This window comes from Dyadobacter tibetensis Y620-1 (genome assembly GCF_000566685.1).
Taxonomy (GTDB): Bacteria; Bacteroidota; Bacteroidia; order Cytophagales; family Spirosomataceae; genus Dyadobacter; species Dyadobacter tibetensis.
The window spans coordinates 818553-844179 of the sequence record NZ_AZQN01000003.1 but is presented as its reverse complement, the minus strand read 5'-3'; the positions used below and the strand labels follow the sequence as shown (position 1 = coordinate 844179).

The window sequence follows — 25627 nt, the reverse complement described above, 5'->3', positions numbered from 1 at the left end:
TATACCATGGAAATACTACAAATGCCCGCACTAAACCATACCTTAATAAGGGAGAAACAAGAGTCGACATCCAAACTAATAATGCGTTTGTCGATTATACTTGGACTCATTTTGACAGGATTGATACTACAGTATGCTACCAGCTATACAGCTTGGTTTGCATATCTGGGTTGGGCCCTGTTTATGATTGCCCTGTATCAGATCTTTATCCTCGATACATTTTTCTTTATTCTACTCTTTATGATAATCATGGGCCACTGGGGGGTGATAACCTCCTTAATCCTGGTGGAAAGTGGTGCTTATATGGGAGAAATATTAGAGTATGGCTATCCCACTGGGGCTACCATGCGCTTTGCCTTCTATATCCTGTTATTTTTTCTAGGGGCATATCTGGCCTTCTATTACATTTTATATCCCAAAATTTACAAGAATCCAGTAAATATCCCATTCCTTAATCATAGCTCCTTAATCATAGGGTTCTATATATTGCTTGTGGGTATTGTTATCACTTTAAATATAATTGTAGTTTTTTATGGTTCTCCTTTGTGGTTGGGTATGTATCGAACCCAATATTGGGCGCATGTAGCCCCTCCGGGAACTGAATATATTCATAATACCTTACCTCAATTAAGCTGTATCAGTGGGCTGATTTATACTCAGGCAATCAAACCACGATGGAAAAAACTTATTTTGATTCTCTTCTTTATAACCCTATTTACAGAGATACTTCAAGGGGAAAAATTTTCTAAGTTATACGCGACGACCTACTTCTTCACATTGCCTATCCTGCTAAATAAATTTATGCTAAGGAATGTAAAAATTAATGTACGCCTGATCCTGTACATTGTTTTGGTTATAACTTTTGCATTAATACTAATTTTTGTCAATTATACCCTTACCAAGGGAAGCACAGGTCTAGCAGCTCTTACTCTGGCCAATAGACTTTCTTTACAGGGACAAGTCTGGTGGGCAACCGACAGACTGATGGGTATGGGAACAAAAGATTTTATGTATTTTTATAATCATGTATTTGGTTTCGGTGTACCTGAGGATGAGGTTGGATTATTTTACCTAATGAGCTTAATTAGTCCTGTTCGTGCCATCGAATATTATAATATGGGATCTTCATTTACTTGCGGGTATCCATCAATAATAATTATCGGTACAGGTTATATTTTAGCAATTCCCATCATTCTATTGAGTGGCAGCTTTCTTGGGTTAGTCGTATTTTTTCTTTATGAATTTATACGTCGAAAGGACATAATCCCTGTCCTTTTTGTAATTAAACTGTATTTCTTATGTTTCCTGGCATTCGTAATGGGTACCATGCAATTATTTATTTCTCTAAAGTTTTTATTATTTTTTGGAGGAGCAGTTTGTTTTTATTACGTTCGTTTTCGGAGTAATAACATATCTAAGCTAGTTGCGAACAAAGAAGAGCTTCACATATCAAATAGCAAGAATGAACTTATCCAATAAATTTAATTTACCGGAAGTTTCTCCGATTAAGCTAAGGTCAGAAGCAGACTATTATGGAACTTCAGACCTGGTAGCCTCCAGGTTAGGAATCCCGTCACCACCCGTTTCCAATGCCAGTTGGCTGCATGGATGGAGATTTCAGAATGTCAAGAATGTCGGGGAGCTAATCCTACCTTTTAACTCCCATGTCAAAAGGCATTTAGTTGCTAAAGAGATTCATACTCAATTCTTAAAAAGTAAAGGCTACGAAAATGTATTTACTGTGGGGATGCCTTTTGCCTATTTTTTGGAGGACTCCGACCTTACCGACCGGTCGAAAAAAATCCCCAACAGTCTCTTGGTTATGCCTCCCCATACAACCAAACGGGTAGACTCCGCTCCAGAGGAAAAAAAATACATCAACTATATCCGTGAGAACGTAAGTAAAGATACCTTTGTGTGCTTCTGTGTTCATCAGGATTGTGAAGCCAAGGGATACTGGGTAAACGAATTGAATGAGGCAGGTATTCCTTACGTTGTTGGGGCCTCCCTGGAAGACAAGAATGGAATCTTGCGTATGATTGAAATATATAAGCATTTTGAGGCCATGACCACCAATACCTTTGGATCGCATGTACTCCAGGCTAGTTTGTGTAATTTAAGCGTGTCGGTCTGTGGACCCATGTATAAACATTCTTTGAGTGGTGCAATCAATAGTACGCATTGGATATATAAGAAAGACGATATCCAGTCGTTTAAAAATCTAATCCATGGGTATGACCATGAAGTGCTATTAAAAGATTATCCGCATTTATTCTGCGATATTAAGGATGCTGTTCCTCACCTTGACTGGGCACGGGAAGAAAGCGGCTATAATAAAAAGGTATCATTCGAGGAGTTGGCAGTACTCTTAGGATGGAATGAAAAACTATACAATTTAATTGATTACCACACATTCCGGTACATGCGGCTGATCAAAAGAGAAATAGGCTATCATTTGTCTCGGTTGTCTAACAAATCGGCATAACTATATTCTACTTACTGAAAGCCTATATGCTAAGTACTATGTAAAAGAAATATAAATGATCAAAACAACACACACACCATACTTAATTTTTTTAATTGCCTTTATCTGCCTCCCCTCCTACCTGCTTGCCTTTTCAGGACAGCCACTCCAGGACTCTATCATCACCAAAAAAATTTGGGATGGCGGCACTCATAATGCATTCCCCGATATTATACGGTATAAAAACGCATTCTACTGCTCCTTTCGCGAGGGGCAGACTCATGTAGACTCTCTGAACCGGGGGATAGCCCGAATCATCAAATCGAAAGATGGGGAAAACTGGGAAACCGTTGCAATATTAAAAAGTGACATTTATGATCTGAGAGATCCTAAACTTTCTATTACCCCGCAGGGGAAATTGATGGTCATTATGGCCGGGTCCATATGGGGAAATCTTAACAAAAAATTTACCGCCAAAGAGATCGTTCCAATGGTTGCCTTTTCCGATAAAAAAGGAGAGACCTTTACCAGTCCCGAGTTGATCAATATGGATACTATTAACGAAGGACTCAACTGGATTTGGAGGGTTACCTGGCATAAAGGAACGGGCTATGGAGTAGTCTACCATATGATGTTCTATCGCCAGAACGAAGTTTTTTTGATGAAAACTAAAAACGGAAGAGATTTCGAAATGCTGTCGAAACTCGAAGTAGATGGGGCTCCTAGTGAAGCAACCGTTCGTTTCGATAAAAAAGGCAAGATGTTTATACTCTTGAGACGTATTAAAAACGGCATGCTAATCACCGGGAAACGTCCCTATAAAAACTGGACATATGAACCTCTGGATTATCCCCTGGGGGGCCCGAACTTTCTTTTTCGAAACAAAAATAAAATGCTGGTGGCCACGCGTGGTGGAGAGAAAAATCAGCGGACCATCGTTCAGGAAACAAACCGGTTGGGGCAAGTAGAGAAAAAGATTGCCTTACCCAGCGGAGGGGATACAGGATATCCTGGAATGCTCATTTATAAAGGCAAGTTATGGGTAGCTTACTACTCTTCCCACGAAAAAAAGGTAGCGATCTATTTGAGTAAAATCCCTTTGGATAAAACCTTTTGAATTAAATTAAACGTACTCATTTTCAATAGCTTTAAACAATCTAATATCCATAATTTCCTTGAATCCAGACATTCTATAATACCATACACTAAGCTACAGACATTATTTTTTAAAACATTAATTCAATAAGCCATTATGATTACCAAATCGATCAACCAGTTTCTGAAAAAGTGGAACTATAAGATAAGTAAGGATTACACGGAAAGTGAATTACTTGCTGACCCCGTTTTCGCAGATTTCCTTAAACGCTGTCAACCTTATACCATGACCAGTATCGAAAGGATGCATACGGTATATACTTCAGCCAATTACGTTTCAAAAAACAAAATAGCCGGCGACTATGTAGAATGCGGCGTCTGGCGGGGCGGAAGCTCGATGATGGCTATATTAACATTTCTCCATAATAAGGATACCAGCAGAGAAATCTATTTATATGACACCTATGAAGGCATGAGCGAGCCGTCGAAAGACGACGTCGATGTTAACGGAAAAACGGCAAAAGTTCTCTTGGAAACAGAAGATAAATTTGCCGGTAATAATAATTGGTGCTTCGCTACTTTAGAGGATGTAAAAAATAATATTTTAAAGCTGGGATATCCAGCCGACAAAATTCACTTTGTCCAAGGAAAAGTAGAGGAATCGATTCCTGCTACCATTCCAACAGAAATTTCTTTACTACGCCTGGATACGGATTGGTATGAATCTACCAAACATGAAATGGAATATTTATATCCGTTGCTAAAAGAAAAAGGTGTACTGATCTTGGACGACTACGGACACTGGCAGGGAGCCAAAAAAGCTGTCGATGAGTATCTTCTTCAGCATGGAATTACCTTGATGTTAAATAAGATCGATTATAGCGGACGTGTGGCCATTAAATAGCATTTTCCATTTCCTGAAAGGGTGATGTATCAATTATTCTTAAGACTGGTCCGACACAGAATTGATGTGGGCCTCTGAATATATTTTTAAACTTTCTAATGAAGCGTATTCTCCAGTATTTTCGCCAGCAGAGTCTGAACCCTCAATTGATAAGTATTTTTTTTCATCCATACTATTTCATCAGACGAGGACTATATCTGAATATTCAGAAATTTGCACCCAGGCTCAAAGGAAAGTTGATGGATTTTGGCTGCGGGCAGAAACCATACCAAAACTTGTTTTCCAATGCCAGCAGCTATATTGGTGTAGACATGGAGTTTACCGGTCATGACCATAGTACCTCCAAAGTGGATATTTTTTATGATGGTAAACATATTCCGTTTGAAGAAAATACTTTCGATTCCATATTTTGTAGTGAGGTTTTAGAACATGTCTTCAATATCGATGAAATACTGGCCGAGCTTAACAGAGTTTTAAAAGAAGATGGGCAATTACTACTGACGGTTCCATTTGCCTGGAATGAACATGAGATCCCCTACGATTTTGGCCGTTATACCTCCTTTGGTCTGACACATCTATTGAAAAAGCATCATTTCGACATTATCGAATTTGAAAAGAGTGGTCATTTTAGCCGGGTAATTTTTCAGCTAATCAATCTCTACAGCTTTGAAAATTTCATGAGACTATGGCCTAGGGCTAAGTGGACTTACGTCTTCATTATGCCACTCATTGCCCTTAATAATATAATTGGACTACTACTGACCAGCATATTACCCAAGGATAAAACGCTTTACTTTAATAATGTTGTATTGGTCAAAAAGGTAAAGAAGGAGTTAAATCCTGAGCTATAATGAAAGTACTATTAGTTAACGATTTCTGGGAAGCTGGTGGTGCCGAGGAGGTTTTTAGAAGAACAGGAGAATGCATTCAGGATCAGTATGCGGTGTCCTACTACTATAAAAGCAAAAACTATAGCAAGGCCGATGGACTTCTAGACTATATATTCTCATTCAGAAATAAGTCAACCTTCCTTGAGAAACTGAAAAAAGAATCTCCTGATATCGTTCATATCCATAATTATTATCACGTCTTATCTCCTTCGATTCTTTATTCGCTGAGGCAGTATAAGAAGAATCATCCAGTCAAGGTACTTATGACCGCTCATGATTATCATTTGATATGTCCCAACTCGGGCTTAACACATTTCAAGGAAATTGACGGCAAAAGGCAACTACAAAAGGTAGAGAAGCAACTTAGCATTTGGGATAAATTATTCCTTCAGTTCGACAACCGGGGCTTCGCTTACAGTACAGCCAAGAAATTACAATGGATATTGGCCTATGATATTTTAAAGCTTTATGATGTAATTGACCTGATCCTATCCCCTAGCAAATTTCTAAAAGACACTTTTCAATATCATCATCCCAGTCTGCCCGAAATTAAGGTAGTAAGGAATCCTATCAAACTAAAGAAAAACCAAGAGGGGACACATCTCCCTGTCAATAACACCGTTCCTACCCAAACCCTCCGTATGATCTTTTTGGGGAGGATATCACCAGAAAAAGGATTATTAGAGCTAATCGAAAGTCTTGGTAAGATAGATAAAACCAAATTTGTTCTTGACATTTATGGCTCTGGGGAAGAAGCTTATATGCAAGGTTTAAAAGACGCTGTTGCTCAACATGCCCTTCATGAAAATATTCATTTCCGGGGTTACGTTAGTTCCGACGTATTAGACACCGTCATGAATAATATGGATGCAGCCATTTTACCCTCCTTATGGTTCGAAAATGCTCCCCTCTCCGTGCTGGAAGCGGCTATTAAAGGTCTACAGATTCTCACTCTGAACTATGGTGGAATGAAAGAAATGGCCGAAATTGCCGGTAACTATCAATTATTTGAATTAAACGATTTTACCAGCTTAGAACGGGCAATAGATCATGCTATCCAGGAAAAAAATGCGAACCGAACCACTATTCCGTCCCTGGAAAATAATGCGGAATACAAGAAAATGGTAAATTATGAGGCGGTAATTACAAAGGTATATAAGGACATTCTCACCGATGTCTAGAATTGAAACCAATTATTTTTAAACTACAATTAGGCAGCTATGACGAAACCAACTGCAATAATCGCAGGTATTACAGGGCAAGATGGTGCATATTTATCCAAATTGTTGTTGGATAACGGATATCAGGTAGTTGGCCTACTTCGAAGTTATATCAATAATGCTCTCAGGGGCTTGCGTTATTTAAAAATTGACGATAAAGTAATTCTGGAAGAATGTGATCTTTTGGATATCACGCAGCTCATCAACGTGATTAAAAAATATCAACCCACCGAAATTTATAATCTTTCAGCCCAAAGCTCTGTTTCAATTTCCTTTAAACAGCCCATAGGAACTGTGCAGTACAATACCCTATCGGTACTAAATATTTTAGAAGCTATCAGGCTTACAGACACAAAACTTAAGTTTTACCAGGCTTCCAGTAGCGAAATGTATGGTATGGTGAACGATTTACCTATCACCGAAAATAGCATTATGCACCCCTTGAGTCCTTACGCGGTGTCTAAAGCGGCAGCACACTGGCTTTGCATTAACTATCGGGAGTCATATGATTTGTTTATCTGTTGCGGGATATTATTTAATCATGAATCTTATCTAAGAAGTGATAATTTCTTTATTAAAAAAATCATCCGGGAAGCCATTCAGATCAAGCAGGGAAAACAGGAGATTCTAAGGGTGGGAAATATTGATATATCCCGGGATTTTGGATTTGCTCCTAGATATGTGGAGGCTATGTTCCTGATGATGCAGCACAGTGTCCCCGACGATTATCTCGTTTGTTCAGGACAGTCGATATCCCTACGAGCGATCATTAATCATGTTTTTGATCAATTGCATATTGACAAAAACAAAATCGTAGAGGACCCTACTTTATTCCGCCCTACGGACATTGAAGATATCTACGGAAGTAATGTAAAGGCTAATGAAGTTTTAAATTGGAGCTACGACCATCATTTTTTTGAAATCTTAGATTTGCTAATCGAGGAGGAAATGCAGAACAGCTGATGGAATTATCCCTACCCCCGAGTATAATTATTAGAAAAAGTCAATAACGAATCCAGTATGAAGATTGCTATAGTTCAGGACGAATTAATCAGGAGAGCAGGAGGAGAACAGGTAGGCTTATGCTTTCATAAAGCCTTTCCCGAGGCAGATTTCTATACATCCACCTATAATCCAGAAACTACTTTCGCAGAATTTAAACAAATAAAGGTCAGAACAAGTTGGTTTACTAAGATCGCTCAAACAGAAAAGAGATTAAAAGCCCTTTTTTTTCCATTTGGGATAATGGCCATGAAGCAATTGGATCTAAGGGCATATGATATTGTGCTTATTTCGGGTACTAATTTTGGCAAATATGTTAAAATATCCCCCGACGCATTGGTTATCACCTATTGCTATACCCCTTTCAGACTGGCCTGGAACCCCACTTCCTATTCCGAGTATGAACGTTCAACAGGCCTGAAACGTCTGGCTTTTGACACGGTAATCAAAATCCTTAAGAAAATTGATTTTAAGGAAGCGCAAAGGACAAATTGGTTTTTAGCTATGACCGAGGAAACAAAAGAGCGTCTTCAACGAGCCTATAAACCCAAAAGCCCCATTACCATTATCCCCCCCCCGGTAAATACGGCTAACTTCAATCTGCTTCCCAAAATAGGAGATTACTATTTATTAGTTTCCCGTTTGGAATATTACAAAAAGGTAGACCTGGCCATAGAAGCATTTAATGAGCTGGGCTACAAACTCATTGTGGTTGGAAAAGGCTCTAAGGGAGAAGAGCTCAAAGCCATTGCCAAGGATAATATTGAATTCCGATCGGGAATCTCCAAAGAAGAGCTTGGACAGTTATACGCAGGCTGCAAAGCTTTTATATTTCCACAGCATGAAGATTATGGTATTACACCCCTGGAAGCTAACGCTTCCGGTCGACCCGTGATTGGTTATAGTGTAGGAGGAATACTGACCACTCAGATCCCTTGCGGTGAAGATGGTAAGAATGCTACCTCCATATTTTTCGACGATCAGACAGCTCCCAGCCTTTGTGAAGCCGTTAATAAAATGGAAAAAATAATTGACAGCTTCGACCCTAATTTTATCAGAGCACACGCAGAAAAATTCGATGATGAAGTATTTATCAAAAGAATTAAATCTTTTGTTCTTCAAAAATACGCTGATTTCAGAAAAATTTAATTGAAAGAAAGGCCTGATTCTTACTTTCAAGTGGTGGATACATAATATAAACCGAGCCCTGGAATATGGATAAAAACCCATTTCCTAAGGCTCGGTTTTCTCATATTATAGAAAAATAGTATCCCAGAAAACTATTTTCTATCAGACCGATGGTCCCAAAAATTCACTTCATCTGTTTTTTAAACGCAGGGAATCCCACTAATATTGGGATCATTCCCTGCCTTAATAGCCTCTCGAAGCGGTATCTCCGACAACCTTTTAGCTATTTTATGATAACCAATCTTTTGACTTCAATTTTATTAGAGGTGTGAAGTTGTACAAGATAGATACCATCCGTCTGATCGCTCAGATCTATAGTTTGTTTTTCTATCCTCCCACTACCTACTACAACTTTATCCCAGACGACCTGACCTAACATATTTACGATCGATAGCCTGGCTGGCACTGCTTGGTCTATATGGTAGGTAACAACCGTCTTTCCATTCGATGGATTCGGGGCAACCAGCATTTCCTGGTAGGGGTCATGTTCTATTTTCGCTTCCTCCATCACTGCCAAACGTGCTCCAGACCCGCAGGTTATGGTTTTTCTTTCAGACAGAATATAATTGGTGCCATTGATTCGGATGCTTAATTCATGAGGCTTACCATCTTTTAAACTAGCGGGAATCCCGGCTGTAAAGCCATATTTTCCCGTACCCGTCCCGTTTGAAGCTAAGTCAGCACGGTAGTAGGTTGACATAGTTGTAGCCAAAACAGTATTTCCTTCCATAAGCTGTACCGCAAGAACCTTATCTGGATAATTTTGATCCCAAACCCAGCCACTGAAATAGCCACAGTCGGCCTCCTCGAAAATTCCGGCAAAGTTCGGCGGTAATGCACAGGTAATCGATTTCCTCTCGCTTAAAATATGGGTAGTTCCATTGATGCGGATACTAAGTTCATGTGATTTACCATCGCGAAGGCTTGCCGGAATGGCCGCCCGAAAACCATACTTGCCGGTACCTGTACCATTGGCGGCTAAGTCAGAACGATGATAGGTCGACATGGTGGTAGCTAATACCGTGTTACCCTCCATTAACTGAACAGCCAAAACTTTATCGGGGTAGTTCTTATCCCAGACCCAGCCACTGAAATAATCGCAGTCAGCCACTTCGAAACTCCCTGCGAAGGAGGGTGGCATAGCACAGGTAATTGTTTTAGGAGAATTCTCCAATAAGTACGAGGTTCCTTTTACACGCATAGCAAGAGTATGGGGCTGGCCGTCCTTCAGGCTTTCGGGCAATGGGCTCAAATTATATCCGTAATTACCGGTGCCGAACTGAAGGTCTGAACGAGGGATGTCTGCTGTAATAGTGGCATGAACCGTATTACCTTCCACGAGTTCGAGGATTTGGGAGGAATTTGGGTTTGCGGAGTCCCAAATCCACCCCTTAAATAAGTTACAATCTGCACCATCGATACTACCCCTTAGGGCCGTTGAAGGACCACAATTAATGCTCTTTCTTTCACTTAAAATATGAGAGGTGCCATTGATACGGATGCTTAGCTCGTGAGACCTGCCATCCTTAAGGCTCGCTGGAATAGCCGCCCTAAAGCCATACTTACCGGTACCTGTTCCATTGGAAGCTAGGTCTGAACGATAATAGGTCGACATGGTAGTTGCCAACACCGTATTGCCTTCCATTAGCTGAACCGCTAATACCCGGTCCGGATAATTTTTATCCCAGACCCAACCACTGAAGTAATCACAATCGGCCACCTCAAAAGCACCTGCAAATGACGATGGCATGGCACAGGTAATTATTTTCTTTTCAGCCAATATGTGCGTTGTTCCATTAATACGGATACTAAGTTCATGGGGTTTGCCATCGCGAAGGCTCGCTGGAATGGCCGCCCGAAAACCATACTTGCCTGTGCCTGTACCATTGGCAGATAGGTCTGAACGATAATAGGTCGACATGGTAGTTGCCAATACCGTATTACCTTCCATTAGCTGAACCGCTAATACCCGGTCTGGATAATTTTTATCCCAGACCCAGCCACTGAAGTAATCGCAGTCGGCTACTTCGAAGCTCCCCCCATATGACGGTGGAATGGCACAGGTGATGGTTTTAGGAGAATTTTCCAAGAGATAAGTCGAGCCCTTAACCCGCATAGCCAGGGTATGCGGCTGACCGTCCTTCAGGCTTTCGGGCAAGGGACTCAGATTATATCCATAATTACCGGTGCCAAACTGAAGGTCTGAACGAGGCATATTTGCAGTAGTAGTAGCATGTACGGTGTTTCCTTCTACCAGCTCAAGAATCATAGCAGTATTAGGATTACCGGCATCCCAGGCCCAGCCCTTAAATGCATTGCAATCCGCACCTTCCATACTTCCTTTGTAGGCAGTTGCGGCTCCGCAGGTAAGTACCTTCTGCTCGGCCAGTAGATGGGTGGTGCCATTGATCCGGATGCTTAAGGTATGGGGCTTTCCATCCTTTAAGCTTACAGGAATGGCCGCTTTAAAACCATATTTCCCAGTTCCCGTTCCATTGGCTGCCAGATCGGAACGATAAGTAGTCGACATTACGGTGGACAACACCGTATTACCTTCCATTAGCTGAACCGCTAATACCCGGTCTGGATAATTTTTATCCCAGACCCAGCCACTGAAGTAATCGCAGTCGGCTACTTCGAAGCTCCCCCCATATGACGGTGGAATGGCACAGGTGATGGTTTTAGGAGAATTTTCCAGGAGATAAGTCGAGCCTTTTACCCGCATAGCCAGGGTATGCGGCTGACCGTCCTTCAGGCTTTCGGGCAAGGGACTCAGATTATAGCCATAATTACCAGTGCCAAACTGAAGGTCTGAACGAGGCATATCTGCAGTAGTGGTAGCATGTACGGTGTTTCCTTCTACCAGCTCCAGAACTAGAGCAGTATTAGGATTACCGGCATCCCAGGCCCAGCCCTTAAAGACATTGCAGTCCGCACCATCTATACTTCCTCTGTAGGCAGTCGCGGCTCCGCAGGTAAGTACTTTCTGCTCGGCCAGAATATGGGTGGTGCCGTTGATCCGGATGCTTAAGGTATGAGGCTTGCCATCCTTTAAGCTTACAGGAAGGGCCGCTTTAAAACCATATTTCCCAGTTCCCGTTCCATTGGCTGCCAGATCGGAACGATAAGTAGTCGACATTACGGTGGACAACACCGTATTACCTTCCATTAGCTGAACCGCTAATACCCGGTCTGGATAATTTTTATCCCAGACCCAGCCACTGAAGTAATCGCAGTCGGCTACTTCGAAGCTCCCCCCATATGACGGTGGAATGGCACAGGTGATGGTTTTAGGAGAATTTTCCAGGAGATAAGTCGAGCCTTTTACCCGCATAGCCAGGGTATGCGGCTGACCGTCCTTCAGGCTTTCGGGCAAGGGACTCAGATTATATCCATAATTACCAGTGCCAAACTGAAGGTCTGAGCGAGGCATATCTGCGGTAGTGGTAGCATGTACGGTGTTTCCTTCTACCAGCTCCAGAACCAGAGCAGTATTAGGATTCCCCGCATCCCAGGCCCAGCCCTTAAAGACATTGCAGTCCGCACCATCTATGCTTCCTCTGTAGGCAGCTGTAGGTGAATAGCTCACCGTTTTCTTTTCAGCTAAAACAAAATCTGTACCGTTGACTCTTATGCTAAGTTCATGGGGCTGGTTATCCATGATGCTCGCTGGAATGGCCGCTTTAAAGCCATACTTGCCCGTCCCTATTCCCCGTGCAGCCAGGTCGGCACGATAGGTAGTAGACATAGTCGTTGCTAATACGGTACTACCTTCCATCAACTGAACGGCGAGTACCCGGTCGGGATAATTTTTGTCCCAAACCCAACCGCTGAACTGCGAATTATCGGCCGTTTCAAAACTCCCTTCAAAGGCAGGTAATGCCGAGCAGGTTATTGTCTTTGGAGAATTCAGTAATTGAAAATCCGTACCTTTTACCCGCATGCTCAATACATGCGGCTGACCGTCCTTCAGGCTTTCGGGTAAGGGACTTAAATTATATCCATAATTACCGGTACCAAACTGAAGGTCTGATCGGGGCATATTTGCGGTGGTAGTGGCGTAAACTGTGTTGCCTTCCACCAGTTCTACAGTAAGGTTCGCATCAGGATATGCACCATCCCATACCCATCCTTTAAATACATTACAATCCGCACCATCTATACTTCCTCTGAAATTCGGAGTATTGCACCTCATCGTTTTAGGGGAGCCAGCTAGCATAAAGGTAGTACCTGCAATTCTTATGCTCAGCTGCTGTTCCTGCCCGTTTCGATATGATACGGGGAAATTAAAACTAAAGCCATAGTTTCCCGTTCCTGTGCCATTATTCTTTAAATCGGCCCTGTAATGATTGGCCAGGGTAGATTCAATCACCTTTCCGCCGACTAGCAATTCGACTGTAAACTGCTGATTCGGAAAATTTTTATCCCATGCCCAGCCCTTCACTGCGTAACAATCCACTTCAAAATCTCCATTAAATCCGCAGTTTACCGTTTTAGGAGAACCACTTATAATATGATTGCTTCCCCGAACACGGATACTGATTTGTCTATCCTGTCCGTTCATCAAACCTGCGGGCAAAGCAATCTTGAAACCATACTTTCCCGTACCTGTTCCATTATTTTTCAATTCCTGACGAAAAACGTTAGCAGTTCCAGTTCCATATACTGTATTACCTTCCATTACTTCAACAGTAAGTTCGGAACTGGGATAGTTCTGATCCCATACCCATCCGGTAACTTCATTACAATTCACAGCTTCTAATACCCCCGCATAATTTACTGGTAATACCTCCTGGTCCAGTCCACCCAGCGTGTACACACTATACTGGTTAGGCACTATGCTTTCCACAGTCGATATCGAACCGGAAGACAAAGTACTTTCAGCCCCGTGCAAAGCCAGGGCATCGACGGTAGATGTGAGCTTCTCCCATTGGGAAGTCGTATTATTCCAGCCCACAATGCTCAATCGGTTCATAGCCCCCCCTGTCAGCTCTCCAACCGCACTGGCAGCATTCCAGCTTAATGTAATCTTTGTGGGATTTGTCCCATCGATATCCCAAAATTCTCGGGCACTCACAGTTACCACTGAGCTGCCCCGATTGGTTATAGTAAAGGGTGCTCCTGCTGGCAAGGTTGCAGCGCTTGGGTTGGTTTGGAAATAGGCACCTAAGGTTCCATCAGCACCTGCCGCAAAGGGGCGGTATACACCCTTATTCCCAACTGGAAACTTCAATATGGCGGCACCATACTTTTTTACATAACCATCCACATGCTTTGTATCACTGATACCTACGAGCGTTGACGATTCCGTAAAACTTACCAATCCCTTGGTAGAAGATCTCTCCGTAACAATTATTCCCTTTTGCTGGCCAAAGCAAAATACCGAAGTCAGCAATATAATATAGCCCGACAAGGAAATTTTATTAAAGATTTTCATAACATTATTTGTTCACCACATCAATAGTTTCAAATTAAATCGGGCGTATCTTTCGTTCAGTTAATGAAAAGGCTAATCCCTTTCAAGGGTGTGAATCGATTATTTTGGGCCTTATAATCCAAAGCTTGTTAGACTAATTATAATTTATTCCCAAATATGTAAGGCAGGAAGACCCTTCATATGGTTGCCAGAAAAGAGCCTATTAGCCCGTTATATTAACATTATAATCTCCCAGGAATTTTAGCTCCCCTCCCTGTTCGACCTTTACATTTTTTGCGGTAATATTATGTCCTACCTCTACTATATGCCCTGGGTTAATTTTAATGGTAGAACCAGCATCGGGAACCCGACCATTCGACCAGATTTCGGGATTAATCCAGGATCCTGAGGAAATAGATTGGACGAAATCGGAAAAAAGTGAGGTAGTGTTAAAATTGCTAAAAAGGAACTGATCGGTTTTTGAAGCTGCACTTCCAAACCAGTCGTTAAGGATATCGGCATATACCCGGCGAAAATCTATTTGCATTTTGATATCCCGGTTGGTATTATTGGCAGTAGGGGTCAAGGGTAGTAAACCGTTGATCAGGTCGGGATTATTACCCACCAGTTGCCTCTTTATTCCGGTTCCAAAAACAAACATAGGAGCCCCTATTCCATGATCGGTACCTTTAGAAGCATTGGAGGTAGCTCTCCTTCCGAAATCAGAGAAAGTCATCCCCAATACTTTATTTTCGGTGCCCTGCAATTTTAGATCGTTCTGGAATGCAGCTATACCGTCCGATAATTTTTTCAGTAATTGTGCATGTAAGCCTTCTGTACTACTCGTACCGACCTGCTCTGCATGCGTGTCAAAGCCGCCCAGTTCTACATAATAGATTTTAGACTTGAGTCCACCATGAATTAACCGGGCAACAATTTTCAATTTTTCGGCCAGTTCGTTGTTTTGCGAAGCAGGGGGATAAGCGGCGAGATTTACTCCCGCTTCGGCCGCTTTTTTGATTTCAGACCCAAATCCGATGGTTAATACTTGTTGTTGACGGATGTAATTAATTAGATCTCCAGCATCGCAGCAGGGCAAATTGCTGTCAATGGTGGTATTGGGTTCCCCTATCAGTTGATAAAAAGTGGCAGGATCTTGTAGAGTGATACCCATAGATTGCTGAGGACCAAGTAAGGCCGTGGCTGTTATCTGGCCAATCTGAACCGCCAAAGGATCCTCCATCTCTCCATTTGGATAGTTCTGAGGGTAGCTCGGAAATCGATCGTCGAGATACCGACCCGCCCATCCTGACGATGCATACTGTGACGAATCCACACCGGTCATCCAAATATCTGTCGAACGGTGATGTGAAAGATTGGGGTTCGGATAGGAAACCGAATGTACAATAGCCAATTTACCCTCGTCATACATGGCGCGCATCCCCGTCATTGCAGGGTGAAACCCGGTCTCTAAATTTCCAGCAAGCTTAAGAACGCTGCTCTCAGGGATTGCTATATTACTCCTCAGCTGGTTGTATTCTGAATAGTATTCCAGGGGTATCACCGTATTCAGCCCATCATTGCCCCCCCCTAAATAAACGATGACCAGAATACGATCGTTATTTAAAGCCGATGTCTGCCGTAGCGACTCGACCATAGCAGAGCCCTTTGCAAATGACCTAACCCCAACGCCATCCAACATGACGGGTAGCATAAGCGATGATGCCGCAGCAAAAAATTCTCTCCTTTTCATATGTTTTGTTATGTCAAAATAATTGAAATTCGGCCATTCTCAAGATGTATTTAAGAAGGGCCCGACAGCGCCAAAAAATTACATTTTGCTTGGTTTCGTCCTGAGGTGTAGACCTATAGGCATTCCATTCGTGCTGCCATGTGGCGCGAGGACTACTCCCCTTCATCATGATTTGATCGATAAGAAAATCCTGTTGAGCCTGCGACAATTCTATAGCAAATAAGTTAGCTGTAAATCTCTGCAGGACTTGCTCACATGTGATTGCGGAGGTGCCAGCTACATCTTCGAAATTAGGTTGGATGGTCCTCAGTTCTTTTAAGATGTCTATCCCTAATACATAATCAGGCTTGATCACTGGCCCAGGATTGCTTAAAGCATCGGTTCGTACCCCGCGAAGCCCCAGGGTTGTGCCATTGATCCAGTTCTTAGAATAGCCGGTTTGATAATAGGGCACAAAGCCAAAAACAGAGGGTTGATCTAGAAAATTTTGTTCGAGCAATCGTAAACTGAAGTAGATATAATTCATCATCACCCGAAAAGGGACAAACTCAGTAGTCAGATCCGGTACGGGCTGGTCAAAAAACCGTATCGTCCCTATAACTAATTCTGCCGGGGACTTAACGATGGCACCAATATTTCGGGTGTCAAAAAAAATGTTACTGCTTAATAACTTTTTTACTACTGGCATAATCGCATAATTATTGGCCGGACTCGCAAAAAATGTCGCCAAGGGGATGATGACCTGATCCTCTATCTCCTGCGTAACATTGGGATTTACGTACCATCGGTACAGTTTTCTACAAATAAATTTGGGGGTTTCAGGATGGGCCAGCAGCATATTGACTAAATCGAGCAATTCCCCATCTCCTGCAGATTCACCACTGCGGCCCGTAATGACGGTATTATTGTATTTTTCCGAAAAGGACTTGTCCGATATGTCGTGCCGTACAGGATTGAACGTACTGCCAAAAGAGGTAGAGCCTATATTATTGCGATTCGTAACCTGCCAGCCTGTCAAGACCCGGGCGGCAGCCTTTACATCTTCTTCCGTATAATTATTATTGCCGGCAAAATCCTTTTGCCCTACCGTAAACAGCTCCTGTAATTCCCTTCCATAATTCTCATTTGGGAGTTCTTTCGTATTCTGGAAACCATTCTGAAAAACAAGCATGGCTGGATCCTTCGTTATCCCTATAGCCAGGTCCTTGAAATTCCCCAAGGCATTCGCTCTTAAAAAGCGAATGTATCGATCCACAAACCTGTAATCCTCTACAATCGTATGCGCGGTAACGAAATGATTTTGCCAGAAAGCAGTCAACTTCTCCAGGACAGATGGTCGCCCCTTTTGCTCAGTCATTAACCCTAACCACCAATACTGTATGTAATTATTATATACTCCAGAGCGACTATGGTCAAAGGGCTTGTTGAGAAATGGCTGCCCGGCATCGCTACGCGTCTCGTCCATTTCAACAGGAGGAGCCACGGAAACACCCAAAGCCGCATTGCTGATCAAAAGTTCTACAGCCTGCTGAGCAGTCTTACCAGTGAAGTCAATAATTTCCTGACGGGTAGGTCCAAAAGTTGCCCTCCTAAGCAAATGGGCCGCAGTGGCCGAGGTTAACAAGTTAGTATACGTATCTAAATATGCCATGGCATAGGTTAATGACGGTTGTTGTAATCCAGAAATTCAGATGTGGCCATATCATGAAAATGACCCGTGCGTGTGTAGAAAGGCCTTAAAGGCTGGGAACAAAAGGTGTAGATGGCTCTATAAGATGCTCTACCCCCTTATGTCTTACTCAGGTTTAGTAGATTAATGGATACAAATATTCAATATCCATTAATGCTCAAAACTACGAATAATTAATTTATTTTATCAAATACATAATGACAAAACTATCAAAATAGTTCGCTATATATACAAAAAGTAGTTTAGACCAGTAAGATTAAAAAGAATTACATAGAAAAAAGCCACCAATTAGGAATAAGGCCCAATAGGTCAAAAAACCTGTAATATTCAAGTATACAGGTCTAAACTCGAGCTATGTCCTGATAGATACTGAAAAAAATTTGTAGTAGTAGTTTGTATTGACTCTCACTTGCATAATTTGAGCAGATTAGCTCTCAAAATATTGCTCGAATATCCGGTATAGACTAAAGTAGAAACACAACTAACTACGTAGAAATACTTTATATTCAAAATACCGTCTTAAATTATGAGATAGGAACACCTTTTTACAACTGAAATAAGACGAATAATATTAAAGGAATGATGCTGGGTATGGACAAAATCTTGTCCGAAGACCTTGGAGAATTAAAGAGCTTTGCGAATCCTATCAGCAGCCCTATGTAAGGTTATAAGGCCAAGCATTTCAGCAGCTATTATAATGCCAGATCGACCATAACACATCGTATAGGCCTGACTTAAAAGATAGCTTGAGAGAGAGAGAGAGACAAAAACGGTCCCTAGCACACTATGCTATCGAATAAATTTCGAAGCGGGGAAACATTAGATTTTTAAATTCGGGATGCACCTGATGGAACCGTAACGGCAATCAAGTATTAACATAGGTCGCAGCCCTCAAGACCCGGCATCTGAGAAAAATTTTTATTGAAGTTTATTATAAAGAAGGTATCCGTATATCCAAAAATCATGCCCTTCCCCTGGAAAGCATCATGGAATAGACTCCGCAGAATGGCCCCCTGGTGCGTATACGGCCGCAAATCCGTTATTTTGATTTCTAAATAAGGATTGGAGCACCTACATGGTATACCTACCAATTGAAATGGCTGGTGAATTATTTGCCATGGCCGCCCAAAACGGTACCAATGGTATGGACGATCACTTTCGCATCCAAAATAAGTGAACAGTTTTCGATATATACCAGATCATACTTCATCCGCTCAACCATCTGGGCCACATTTTCAGCATACCCATATTTCACCATACCTAATGAGGTTAGGCCTGGCCTCACCTTATGTAAATACCGATATTCCGGTTGGGTTTCCGAGATAATATCAATAAAATATTGCCGCTCAGGCCGCGGCCCTACCAGGCTCATATCTCCTTTCAATACATTGAAAAATTGCGGTAACTCATCAATACGATATTTGCGCATAATTCTACCCCAGGGAGTTATGCGGGGGTCTCCGTCACTCGACAGAGAGGGGCCAGCTGCTTCGGCATTGATATACATAGACCGGAACTTATAGATCTCAAACACCTCTCCATATAAACCAATTCGCTCCTGCTTGTAAAGAAAGGGCCCCGTAGAGGAACGCCAAACCCTAATGGCGGCATAAAGTAAAACTGGAGATAATACCACCAGCGCGCCCAGTGCCCCGACAATATCCAACATCCTTTTGCAAACCTTTTGCCAATCCGGCATTAGTCTAGGGGTGATGCTAATGAATAGGGTGTCTTCGTAAATACTACTTATTTTAACAGACCCGGAAATAATGTCGTACAAATCGGGCAAAATACGAACGTACACAGGACGATAGCTTAGCTGAATCAGAATACTTTTCAGAAGCGTATGTTCATCACTGTCTACTGCTACAATTACTTCCTCTATCTGATATTTATCGATAATCTGCTCTAACTGATTTACGTCTCCCAGTTGGTTCAAATACTTATTCATCCCATTGGAGCTTTCCAGAGAAGAGTACACGAATCCTTTAAACCTATTTCCAATATGTCTTTTACTGGAAACCAGTTTCGTATAAATATCAATGGCATTCTGATTGCCACCTATAATCAGGGTATTAAATCCAACTTTACCATTCAGAACATTATTGCGTATCATAGTAAGATACATTAACCTTACGGCTAAGGTCAAGGTAGTATGCAGGAGAATATACCTGACGGTAGACTTACTCACATAGTCAAAATCTATGGCGTCATTTGGAAAGGCCACCAAAGCCACAATGATAGTTCCGACAAAACATGAAGCCAGAGTCCGCTTAATTTCGTCAATTCGGGACTTGCGATATAAATCAAAATAAGTTCCTGAAAGGTAATAGAGGAAACACCAGGCAAAAGGGATGACAAAAAATGTGAAGACCCAATCTCTTGGATAAAGCTCGCTCAGATCCTTATGCAAAAGAGCGTAACGATAGCGATACACGGTTAGCCAGGCGACTACAGCGACCAACCCGTCCAGAAATAGCAAGGTAAATACGGCCCCTCTCCTACTGGGAATAGTCATGGATGACTTTAAAGAGAAGTATCCTAAGAGGTGATTAAAATTGCTATTAATCGTTATCCAATCCAATCCACCTCTCTGTGCGGCATCAGACGATTCTGCTTCTGAGAAATTGTGCGGCATTATTTTATTATTTTCTAGTGTTGTGTATTTCTCCCAAAGATAGCCAACCCGGCGTAAACAACAAGTACAAAGCTTAAAAAAGCGAAACAATGACAAAATAAATCTACAAATAAAATTAATTTTTATTACTATTAATATATTATTTTTCTACAAATCTCTTTCCTAAACCCCGGTTTTAGCCAGAATATTCCCAGGAATATCCCAATTATTAATCAACATTATTATTCTGTTATAAAGTTAGAATAAAGTCTTACTTTGATTATATTGCGGTAATTTACACACTAAAAGTTACGCCATAATGCGTCTAATTCTTATTGTTACGATAAGTATATTTTGCCTTACTGCCTACGGCCAGGATTCAACTTTTCACTATTCCGGAGGAGTCCAAGCCGCTTTTTCTAATTCCCAAACACCTTTTTGGCTACGCGTTAATCAGCATGGATCGGTACCCACCGATGGATCCTTTATTTCTGCCAGCGCCCGGATCGCAAAGGTTTACCACCCTCACAATCCCCGATTTTTACAATGGTCAGGAGCGGTGGAAGCTATAGGAAATGTTAGCCAGAGAAAGGATTTTTTCTTTAGGGATCTTTTCCTAGCCGCAAAGGCGGGCCCTGTAGAGATATCGGTGGGTCAAAGAAGAGAGTTTATCGGCCTTGCTGACTCCCTACTCTCAACGGGTTCATTTGCCATGGCTCCCAACTACAGGCCTTATCCCAAAATTCAAATATCTACTCCCCAATTCACAAACCTGATTCCTGGAAACGACATTATAGCTTTTAAGTTCTCCTACTCCGATGGTTTATTAGGCTCCGCCAAAGTGCACTATGGCAATACCAACTGGGTACCCGAGGTCTATATGCATCATAAGTCATTATATCTTCGATTAGGCCGTCTGTCGCAAAAACTCAACTTTTATGGTGGAGCCAACCATCAGGCCATGTGGGGCGGCGAACAAAAAATTTTCAGCGGGGGACTGAAACCTTCCCTGGCATATGAGTATGTAGTACTGGGTAGACTCTGGGCATTAAGCCGGGTAGGCAATCATTTTGGTTCCATAGATTTGGCAGCAGAATGGAAGGGTAAATCCTGGGATATTTTCGTCTACAGGCAAAACTTATACGATGATGGGTCTCTTTCCAAATTATCCAATATCGCAGATGGACTTAACGGAATAAGGTTTACAAGGAAAAATAATAGCATCCCCCCTTCTTCCGCGCTTTTATTAAGGACCATTCTGTTGGAATATGCTTACACCAAAAGTCAGGGTGGAAGTATATTTGATTTTAAAACCCATACTTTCGGAAGGGACAATTATTTCAATCATTATGTATATGACCAAGGGTGGTCCTATAGGGGCCATTCATTCGGTAGCCCGCTCATAGGCCCTCAGGCCTTAAATCGGGACGAGCTGAAAGGCGACAGCACTATTTACACGATGAATAGTCGCGTTCTGGCTCTACACTGCGGTCTTGCTGGCAGCTGGAAGAAAATGAACTTTAGTTTAAAAGCCACCTTCACACATAATGAAGGAACTTATAACGACCCCTTTGACAAACCCATTATCCAGTCCAACATTTTACTTCAATCAGAAAAGAAGATTTCTACGAAGGGGAATCATCTGCTCAGTCTGAGCATAGCTGCTGATATAGGAAAGCTATACCCAAATACTGGAGCCATTATGGTAGGATGGAAATCCTATGGATTTTTAAAGTAGAATTACCTTATATCTGGCATCATAGGATTGCTAAAATAGGGGATTCTGCAGTCAGGAAAGCATAAATATTTTCCTACATCACCATACATAAAAGTCGGTTAAGCCGTTCATATCATAATCCAGTATGAATAATATAAAGTTATTAATACTTTTGTTTAATATTTATCAGCGATAACAAAACACCACTACAGATTAATTAAAACCTATATGAGATCACCCTCGTTTCTTTTTTTTATATTTCTGATAAGTATAAATTGCTCCCATTCCTTCTCTCAATCCAGTGTATCGGACTCCACCAATAATTATATTGAATTCTCGGGCATAGGTAGTACAGCCAGCAACACACCATTCTGGATTCACGCCAATCAATTTGGCATAGTTCCCCGGAGCAGCCCTGCCGGAATCGCCGCAATCGGTTTACAACGTATATGGAAGCTATCTAATAAGGAAACTAGTCCTTGGAGCGTTGGGCTAGGTGCGGAGGCTGCTGCAATTCTATCCGAAAAAACAGAAATACTGGTTCCTCAGCTTAATGCCTCCCTCCGATTTAAAAACTGGGAGTTGCTGGTAGGCAGACAAAAGCAATGGGTAGGCCTGGCGGACTCTACCATTGGTACCGGTTCCTATGCCTGGTCGGGCAATGCCCTTCCTATCCCTAAAATTCAGTTCGGAACCGTGAATTATGTGGACGTCCCCCTTACTAATGGTTTTGTAGCAATTAAGGCATTTTATGCCGATGGTTTTTTCGAAAAGGACCGCCCTATTACAAGTGGACTAAAATTACATCAGAAGGCCTTATATCTTCGGATAGGACGTCCTTCTTCCCAGCTGAAACTTTATGGTGGGATGAACCATCAGGTACAATGGGGAGGCGAATCTCCCTATCTGACGATTGATGGAAAAATGCCCTCCGGTTTCCAAAATTATGTGAATGTTGTCACGGGCAAGGCCTATGCCAAAAACCCAAAGGCGACGTCTTTTGATACGCTCAACCGGGTAGGAAACCATCTGGGCACAGTAGATCTGGCAATGGAAATTGAAACCTGGGGTAGTACCTGGTTTATTTATCGACAAAACATTTACGAAGATGGCTCCCTCTTTGTCCTTGCCAATATAAGAGACGGCTTAAATGGCATTCGCATGAAACGTAAGAATGTTTACGGAGCCAATTTTCAAGTTACAGAAGCTTTATTCGAGTTTCTGTATACAAAAAATCAAGGTGGAGCAGAGTTTCCCTGGAATGTGGTCGGTTTAAAAAGAGGCCATTTTGGACGGGATAACTATTTCAATAACTCTCAGGTCCGCGATGGCTGGGCCTACCACGACCGGACGATCGGGACACCTTTTATTCCTCCTACTTCCGATACGAAAGCAAATTTCCCTGAATACGCCGATTATTTCACCAGCAACAACCGGGTTGCCGTCTATCATCTCGGATTTAAGGGTACCTTCCTTCAAAACATTATCTGGACGAGTAAACTATCGTACTCCAGTAACATAGGAACCTATGATGCTCCCTTCAGAACCAGGCCCACTCAATTTTCCGGACTACTGACCTTACAGGGTAAATTAAATATTTTGGGCGGCACCATCCTTAAAGGATCGCTGGCTGCCGATGTCGGGGAACTATACCCTAACTCATATGGGGTAACTTTGGGTATCCGTAAGGAAGGCCTTTTATATAAATAACTGGTGTTATCTCCTCGTTTCTGACTATGATTTGCCGACAGATGCGAAAGCATACTGAATAAGGGATGAATGTATCCAAGCTTATTTTCTACGAAAATAAATCAGATGAGGCATGTGCGTTGTCCCCTGCAAGGTCCTTCAGTGCACAGAAAAAATTCCTTTAGCCTAATTTCCAGCAAACAGCTTATTTATGATTTCGGTTTAGGAGGTACTGAAGGTGAGAAATATCCGAGCTAACGGCCCTCGGATACAGCTTAAATAAGGCTCTGTAAACCGCTATGAAACGCCCAAAAGCAGCATAGGGACTGATAAATAACCTGAACAGAAAATGATGACTGCGATAAATTTACATACTTTTGCCATTTATATTTTCTATAACTTTAAAGCCGCTCCAATAACCGTTTACCAAGCTTGAAGCCCCATAAAATTGTAAAGAATTGAAACCAATGCGCTATTTTCTTCTAGTCTTAATTTTCATAGGTTATCAAGCAACTTTTGCCCAAGACTCGACCTTATTTGTAAATATGTCAATTACCGGCTCCGGATTTAAGGGGGCTACTCCCTTTTGGCAAAGTGCGAATTCAGACGGTACCGTCCCCGCGGACCAGGCACAAGTGGTAGGGCAATGGAGCCTGTATAAAGTTTATAACATCCATAATCCGCGCAAGCTTCAATGGTCAGCAGGAGCTTCATTGATTACCAGCTACAGCCCCGAAACAAAGGCTAATTTTTTCTTGACCGACCTCTACCAGGCTGTTAAGTTGGGGCCATGGGAATTGATGGTAGGCCAAAAAAGACAGAATGTGGGCTTGTCGGATTCTACTATGGGGCTGGGAGGTTTAGCGATTTCACGCAATGCGCGTCCTTTTCCCAGAATTCAGATTGGTCTGAAAGACTTTCAACCGATTCACCTTGCCAACGATTTTATAGCCTGGAAAATCTCCATCTCCGAAGGGCTATTAGGCAATAGCCAGATCAATTACGGCCCAGTATCCCAGGTGCCGAACACCTATCTGCACCAGAAACAAGTTTATTTCCGTCTCGGTATCCCAGAGTCTAAGTGGATGTTTTTTTTGGGCATGAACCACCAGGCCATATGGGGCGGAGAGTCGGAATTTTGGCCCAAGGAAAACCCCAGCAAATGGACTGCATACAAACATATGGTGACGGGCACCAAATATCAGCATAATATCGTAGGCAACCATTTTGGGTCATTCGATTTGGCCTTTAACATCAAAACGATACCCAACCTAGAGCTGCTGGCCTACAGAAATTCCGTTTTCAGTAATGGATCGATTTTCAAAGTTAACAACCTGCAGGATGCTCTTACTGGTATCAGAGTTCGATTTCCGAAAGCACCAACACATAGCAAAATTCAGCTCAAGGCAATTACAATTGAGTACCTCGATTTAGAAAACCAAAAAAGTCGCTTCAGCAATAATGAGAGCATACTATATGCAGAGGCTGATTATTATAACAGCTATCGGTACCGGCGGGGCTGGAGCTATTTCGGCAATAGCTTAGGTAGCCCCATCATAAGGACGGCTGCCCATTCCCTGCCTGAATTTGCTGGTAATCTAGCTCAATTCACCAATAACAACCTCTTAAAGGCCATACATTTAGCTGTAGAAGCCAATATTTTACAGACCCATATTTTGGCTAAAAGTACCCATTCATGGAATCGGGGCACTTATTTAGCCCCATTTTCCAGCACTACTCCCCAATGGTCGGGTTATTTGGGCTTGGAAAGAAGTATACCCTCCCTGCAATCTGTCAGCCTCAACCTTGGGATTGTCAGCGACATTGGACAATTATACGGGAATAATACAAGCTTAATCTTATCGGTTCGAAAAAGTGGATTCCTGAATTAACACTAAGAATACCGCTAATAGACGGCCTATTCCATCGGACTTTCTCCATTTATATGTTCCATGGAATAAGGTTAGAATGCTAAGCTCTGA

15 protein-coding genes are annotated in these 25627 nt (G+C 42.1%); 11 read left to right on the top strand and 4 right to left on the bottom strand.

The window, feature by feature from the left end; translation table 11 throughout:
- Window positions 1-6 precede the first annotated feature (6 nt).
- From X939_RS0110590 to X939_RS0110555, 8 genes are all read left to right on the top strand, one after another.
- A complete protein-coding gene (locus X939_RS0110590; protein ID WP_131694818.1) occupies window positions 7-1479 on the top strand; it encodes a DUF6418 domain-containing protein in 1473 nt (490 codons plus the stop codon).
- The gene (locus X939_RS0110585; protein ID WP_025763232.1) at window positions 1463-2485 is read left to right on the top strand and encodes a hypothetical protein; all 1023 of its coding nucleotides are present in this window, start codon (window positions 1463-1465) and stop codon (window positions 2483-2485) included. The genes X939_RS0110590 and X939_RS0110585 overlap by 17 nt, the downstream gene beginning before the upstream one ends.
- Window positions 2486-2540: 55 nt before the next feature.
- Window positions 2541-3581, top strand: coding sequence for a hypothetical protein (locus tag X939_RS0110580; protein WP_025763231.1), 1041 nt, complete (start codon window positions 2541-2543; stop codon window positions 3579-3581).
- Between the two features lie 135 nt (window positions 3582-3716).
- Complete coding sequence (locus tag X939_RS0110575; protein WP_025763230.1) at window positions 3717-4463, top strand: TylF/MycF/NovP-related O-methyltransferase; 747 nt, start codon at window positions 3717-3719, stop codon at window positions 4461-4463.
- A gap of 98 nt (window positions 4464-4561) precedes the next feature.
- Window positions 4562-5314 carry a methyltransferase domain-containing protein gene (locus X939_RS0110570; protein WP_025763229.1) on the top strand — a complete coding sequence of 251 codons (753 nt, stop codon included), beginning with the start codon at window positions 4562-4564 and terminating at the stop codon, window positions 5312-5314.
- A complete protein-coding gene (locus X939_RS0110565; protein WP_025763228.1) occupies window positions 5314-6534 on the top strand; it encodes a glycosyltransferase in 1221 nt (406 codons plus the stop codon). The genes X939_RS0110570 and X939_RS0110565 overlap by 1 nt, the downstream gene beginning before the upstream one ends.
- A gap of 39 nt (window positions 6535-6573) precedes the next feature.
- Complete coding sequence (locus X939_RS0110560; protein WP_025763227.1) at window positions 6574-7536, top strand: GDP-mannose 4,6-dehydratase; 963 nt, start codon at window positions 6574-6576, stop codon at window positions 7534-7536.
- Window positions 7537-7593: 57 nt separating this feature from the next.
- Window positions 7594-8724, top strand: coding sequence for a glycosyltransferase (locus X939_RS0110555; RefSeq protein ID WP_025763226.1), 1131 nt, complete (start codon window positions 7594-7596; stop codon window positions 8722-8724).
- 262 nt (window positions 8725-8986) lie between these two features.
- Here the strand turns inward: X939_RS0110555 and X939_RS23020 are convergent, their stop codons facing one another.
- From X939_RS23020 to X939_RS0110530, 4 genes are all read right to left on the bottom strand, one after another.
- Complete coding sequence (locus X939_RS23020; RefSeq protein ID WP_025763225.1) at window positions 8987-14200, bottom strand: T9SS type A sorting domain-containing protein; 5214 nt, start codon at window positions 14198-14200, stop codon at window positions 8987-8989.
- 202 nt (window positions 14201-14402) lie between these two features.
- The gene (locus tag X939_RS0110545) at window positions 14403-15932 is read right to left on the bottom strand and encodes a DUF1501 domain-containing protein (RefSeq protein ID WP_025763224.1); all 1530 of its coding nucleotides are present in this window, start codon (window positions 15930-15932) and stop codon (window positions 14403-14405) included.
- 13 nt (window positions 15933-15945) lie between these two features.
- Window positions 15946-17583, bottom strand: a complete 1638-nt coding sequence (locus X939_RS0110540; RefSeq protein ID WP_025763223.1) for a DUF1800 domain-containing protein — start codon at window positions 17581-17583, stop codon at window positions 15946-15948.
- 1147 nt (window positions 17584-18730) lie between these two features.
- A complete protein-coding gene (locus tag X939_RS0110530) occupies window positions 18731-20260 on the bottom strand; it encodes a sugar transferase (protein ID WP_084299420.1) in 1530 nt (509 codons plus the stop codon).
- A 298-nt stretch (window positions 20261-20558) separates the two neighbouring features.
- Between X939_RS0110530 and X939_RS0110525 the strand changes: the two genes are divergently transcribed.
- The 3 genes from X939_RS0110525 to X939_RS0110515 all read left to right on the top strand — a co-directional run bounded on the left by X939_RS0110525 (window position 20559) and on the right by X939_RS0110515 (window position 25537).
- Window positions 20559-21977: a capsule assembly Wzi family protein gene (locus X939_RS0110525; RefSeq protein ID WP_025763221.1), complete on the top strand. Its 1419-nt coding sequence runs from the start codon at window positions 20559-20561 to the stop codon at window positions 21975-21977.
- A 207-nt stretch (window positions 21978-22184) separates the two neighbouring features.
- Window positions 22185-23666, top strand: coding sequence for a capsule assembly Wzi family protein (locus X939_RS0110520; RefSeq protein WP_025763220.1), 1482 nt, complete (start codon window positions 22185-22187; stop codon window positions 23664-23666).
- Between the two features lie 446 nt (window positions 23667-24112).
- Window positions 24113-25537, top strand: a complete 1425-nt coding sequence (locus X939_RS0110515; RefSeq protein ID WP_025763219.1) for a capsule assembly Wzi family protein — start codon at window positions 24113-24115, stop codon at window positions 25535-25537.
- The last annotated feature ends 90 nt before the right edge of the window (window positions 25538-25627 follow it).

Excerpts from the sequence above, each read along its gene's own strand:
- X939_RS0110590 (WP_131694818.1), top strand. The coding sequence starts at position 7 with ATGGAAATACTACAAATGCCCGCACTAAACCATACCTTAATAAGGGAG.
- X939_RS0110585 (WP_025763232.1), top strand. The coding sequence starts at position 1,463 with ATGAACTTATCCAATAAATTTAATTTACCGGAAGTTTCTCCGATTAAG.
- X939_RS0110580 (WP_025763231.1), top strand. The coding sequence starts at position 2,541 with ATGATCAAAACAACACACACACCATACTTAATTTTTTTAATTGCCTTT.
- X939_RS0110575 (WP_025763230.1), top strand. The coding sequence starts at position 3,717 with ATGATTACCAAATCGATCAACCAGTTTCTGAAAAAGTGGAACTATAAG.
- X939_RS0110570 (WP_025763229.1), top strand. The coding sequence starts at position 4,562 with ATGAAGCGTATTCTCCAGTATTTTCGCCAGCAGAGTCTGAACCCTCAA.
- X939_RS0110565 (WP_025763228.1), top strand. The coding sequence starts at position 5,314 with ATGAAAGTACTATTAGTTAACGATTTCTGGGAAGCTGGTGGTGCCGAG.
- X939_RS0110560 (WP_025763227.1), top strand. The coding sequence starts at position 6,574 with ATGACGAAACCAACTGCAATAATCGCAGGTATTACAGGGCAAGATGGT.
- X939_RS0110555 (WP_025763226.1), top strand. The coding sequence starts at position 7,594 with ATGAAGATTGCTATAGTTCAGGACGAATTAATCAGGAGAGCAGGAGGA.
- X939_RS23020 (WP_025763225.1), bottom strand. The coding sequence starts at position 14,200 with ATGAAAATCTTTAATAAAATTTCCTTGTCGGGCTATATTATATTGCTG.
- X939_RS0110545 (WP_025763224.1), bottom strand. The coding sequence starts at position 15,932 with ATGAAAAGGAGAGAATTTTTTGCTGCGGCATCATCGCTTATGCTACCC.
- X939_RS0110540 (WP_025763223.1), bottom strand. The coding sequence starts at position 17,583 with ATGGCATATTTAGATACGTATACTAACTTGTTAACCTCGGCCACTGCG.
- X939_RS0110530 (WP_084299420.1), bottom strand. The coding sequence starts at position 20,260 with ATGCCGCACAATTTCTCAGAAGCAGAATCGTCTGATGCCGCACAGAGA.
- X939_RS0110525 (WP_025763221.1), top strand. The coding sequence starts at position 20,559 with ATGCGTCTAATTCTTATTGTTACGATAAGTATATTTTGCCTTACTGCC.
- X939_RS0110520 (WP_025763220.1), top strand. The coding sequence starts at position 22,185 with ATGAGATCACCCTCGTTTCTTTTTTTTATATTTCTGATAAGTATAAAT.
- X939_RS0110515 (WP_025763219.1), top strand. The coding sequence starts at position 24,113 with ATGCGCTATTTTCTTCTAGTCTTAATTTTCATAGGTTATCAAGCAACT.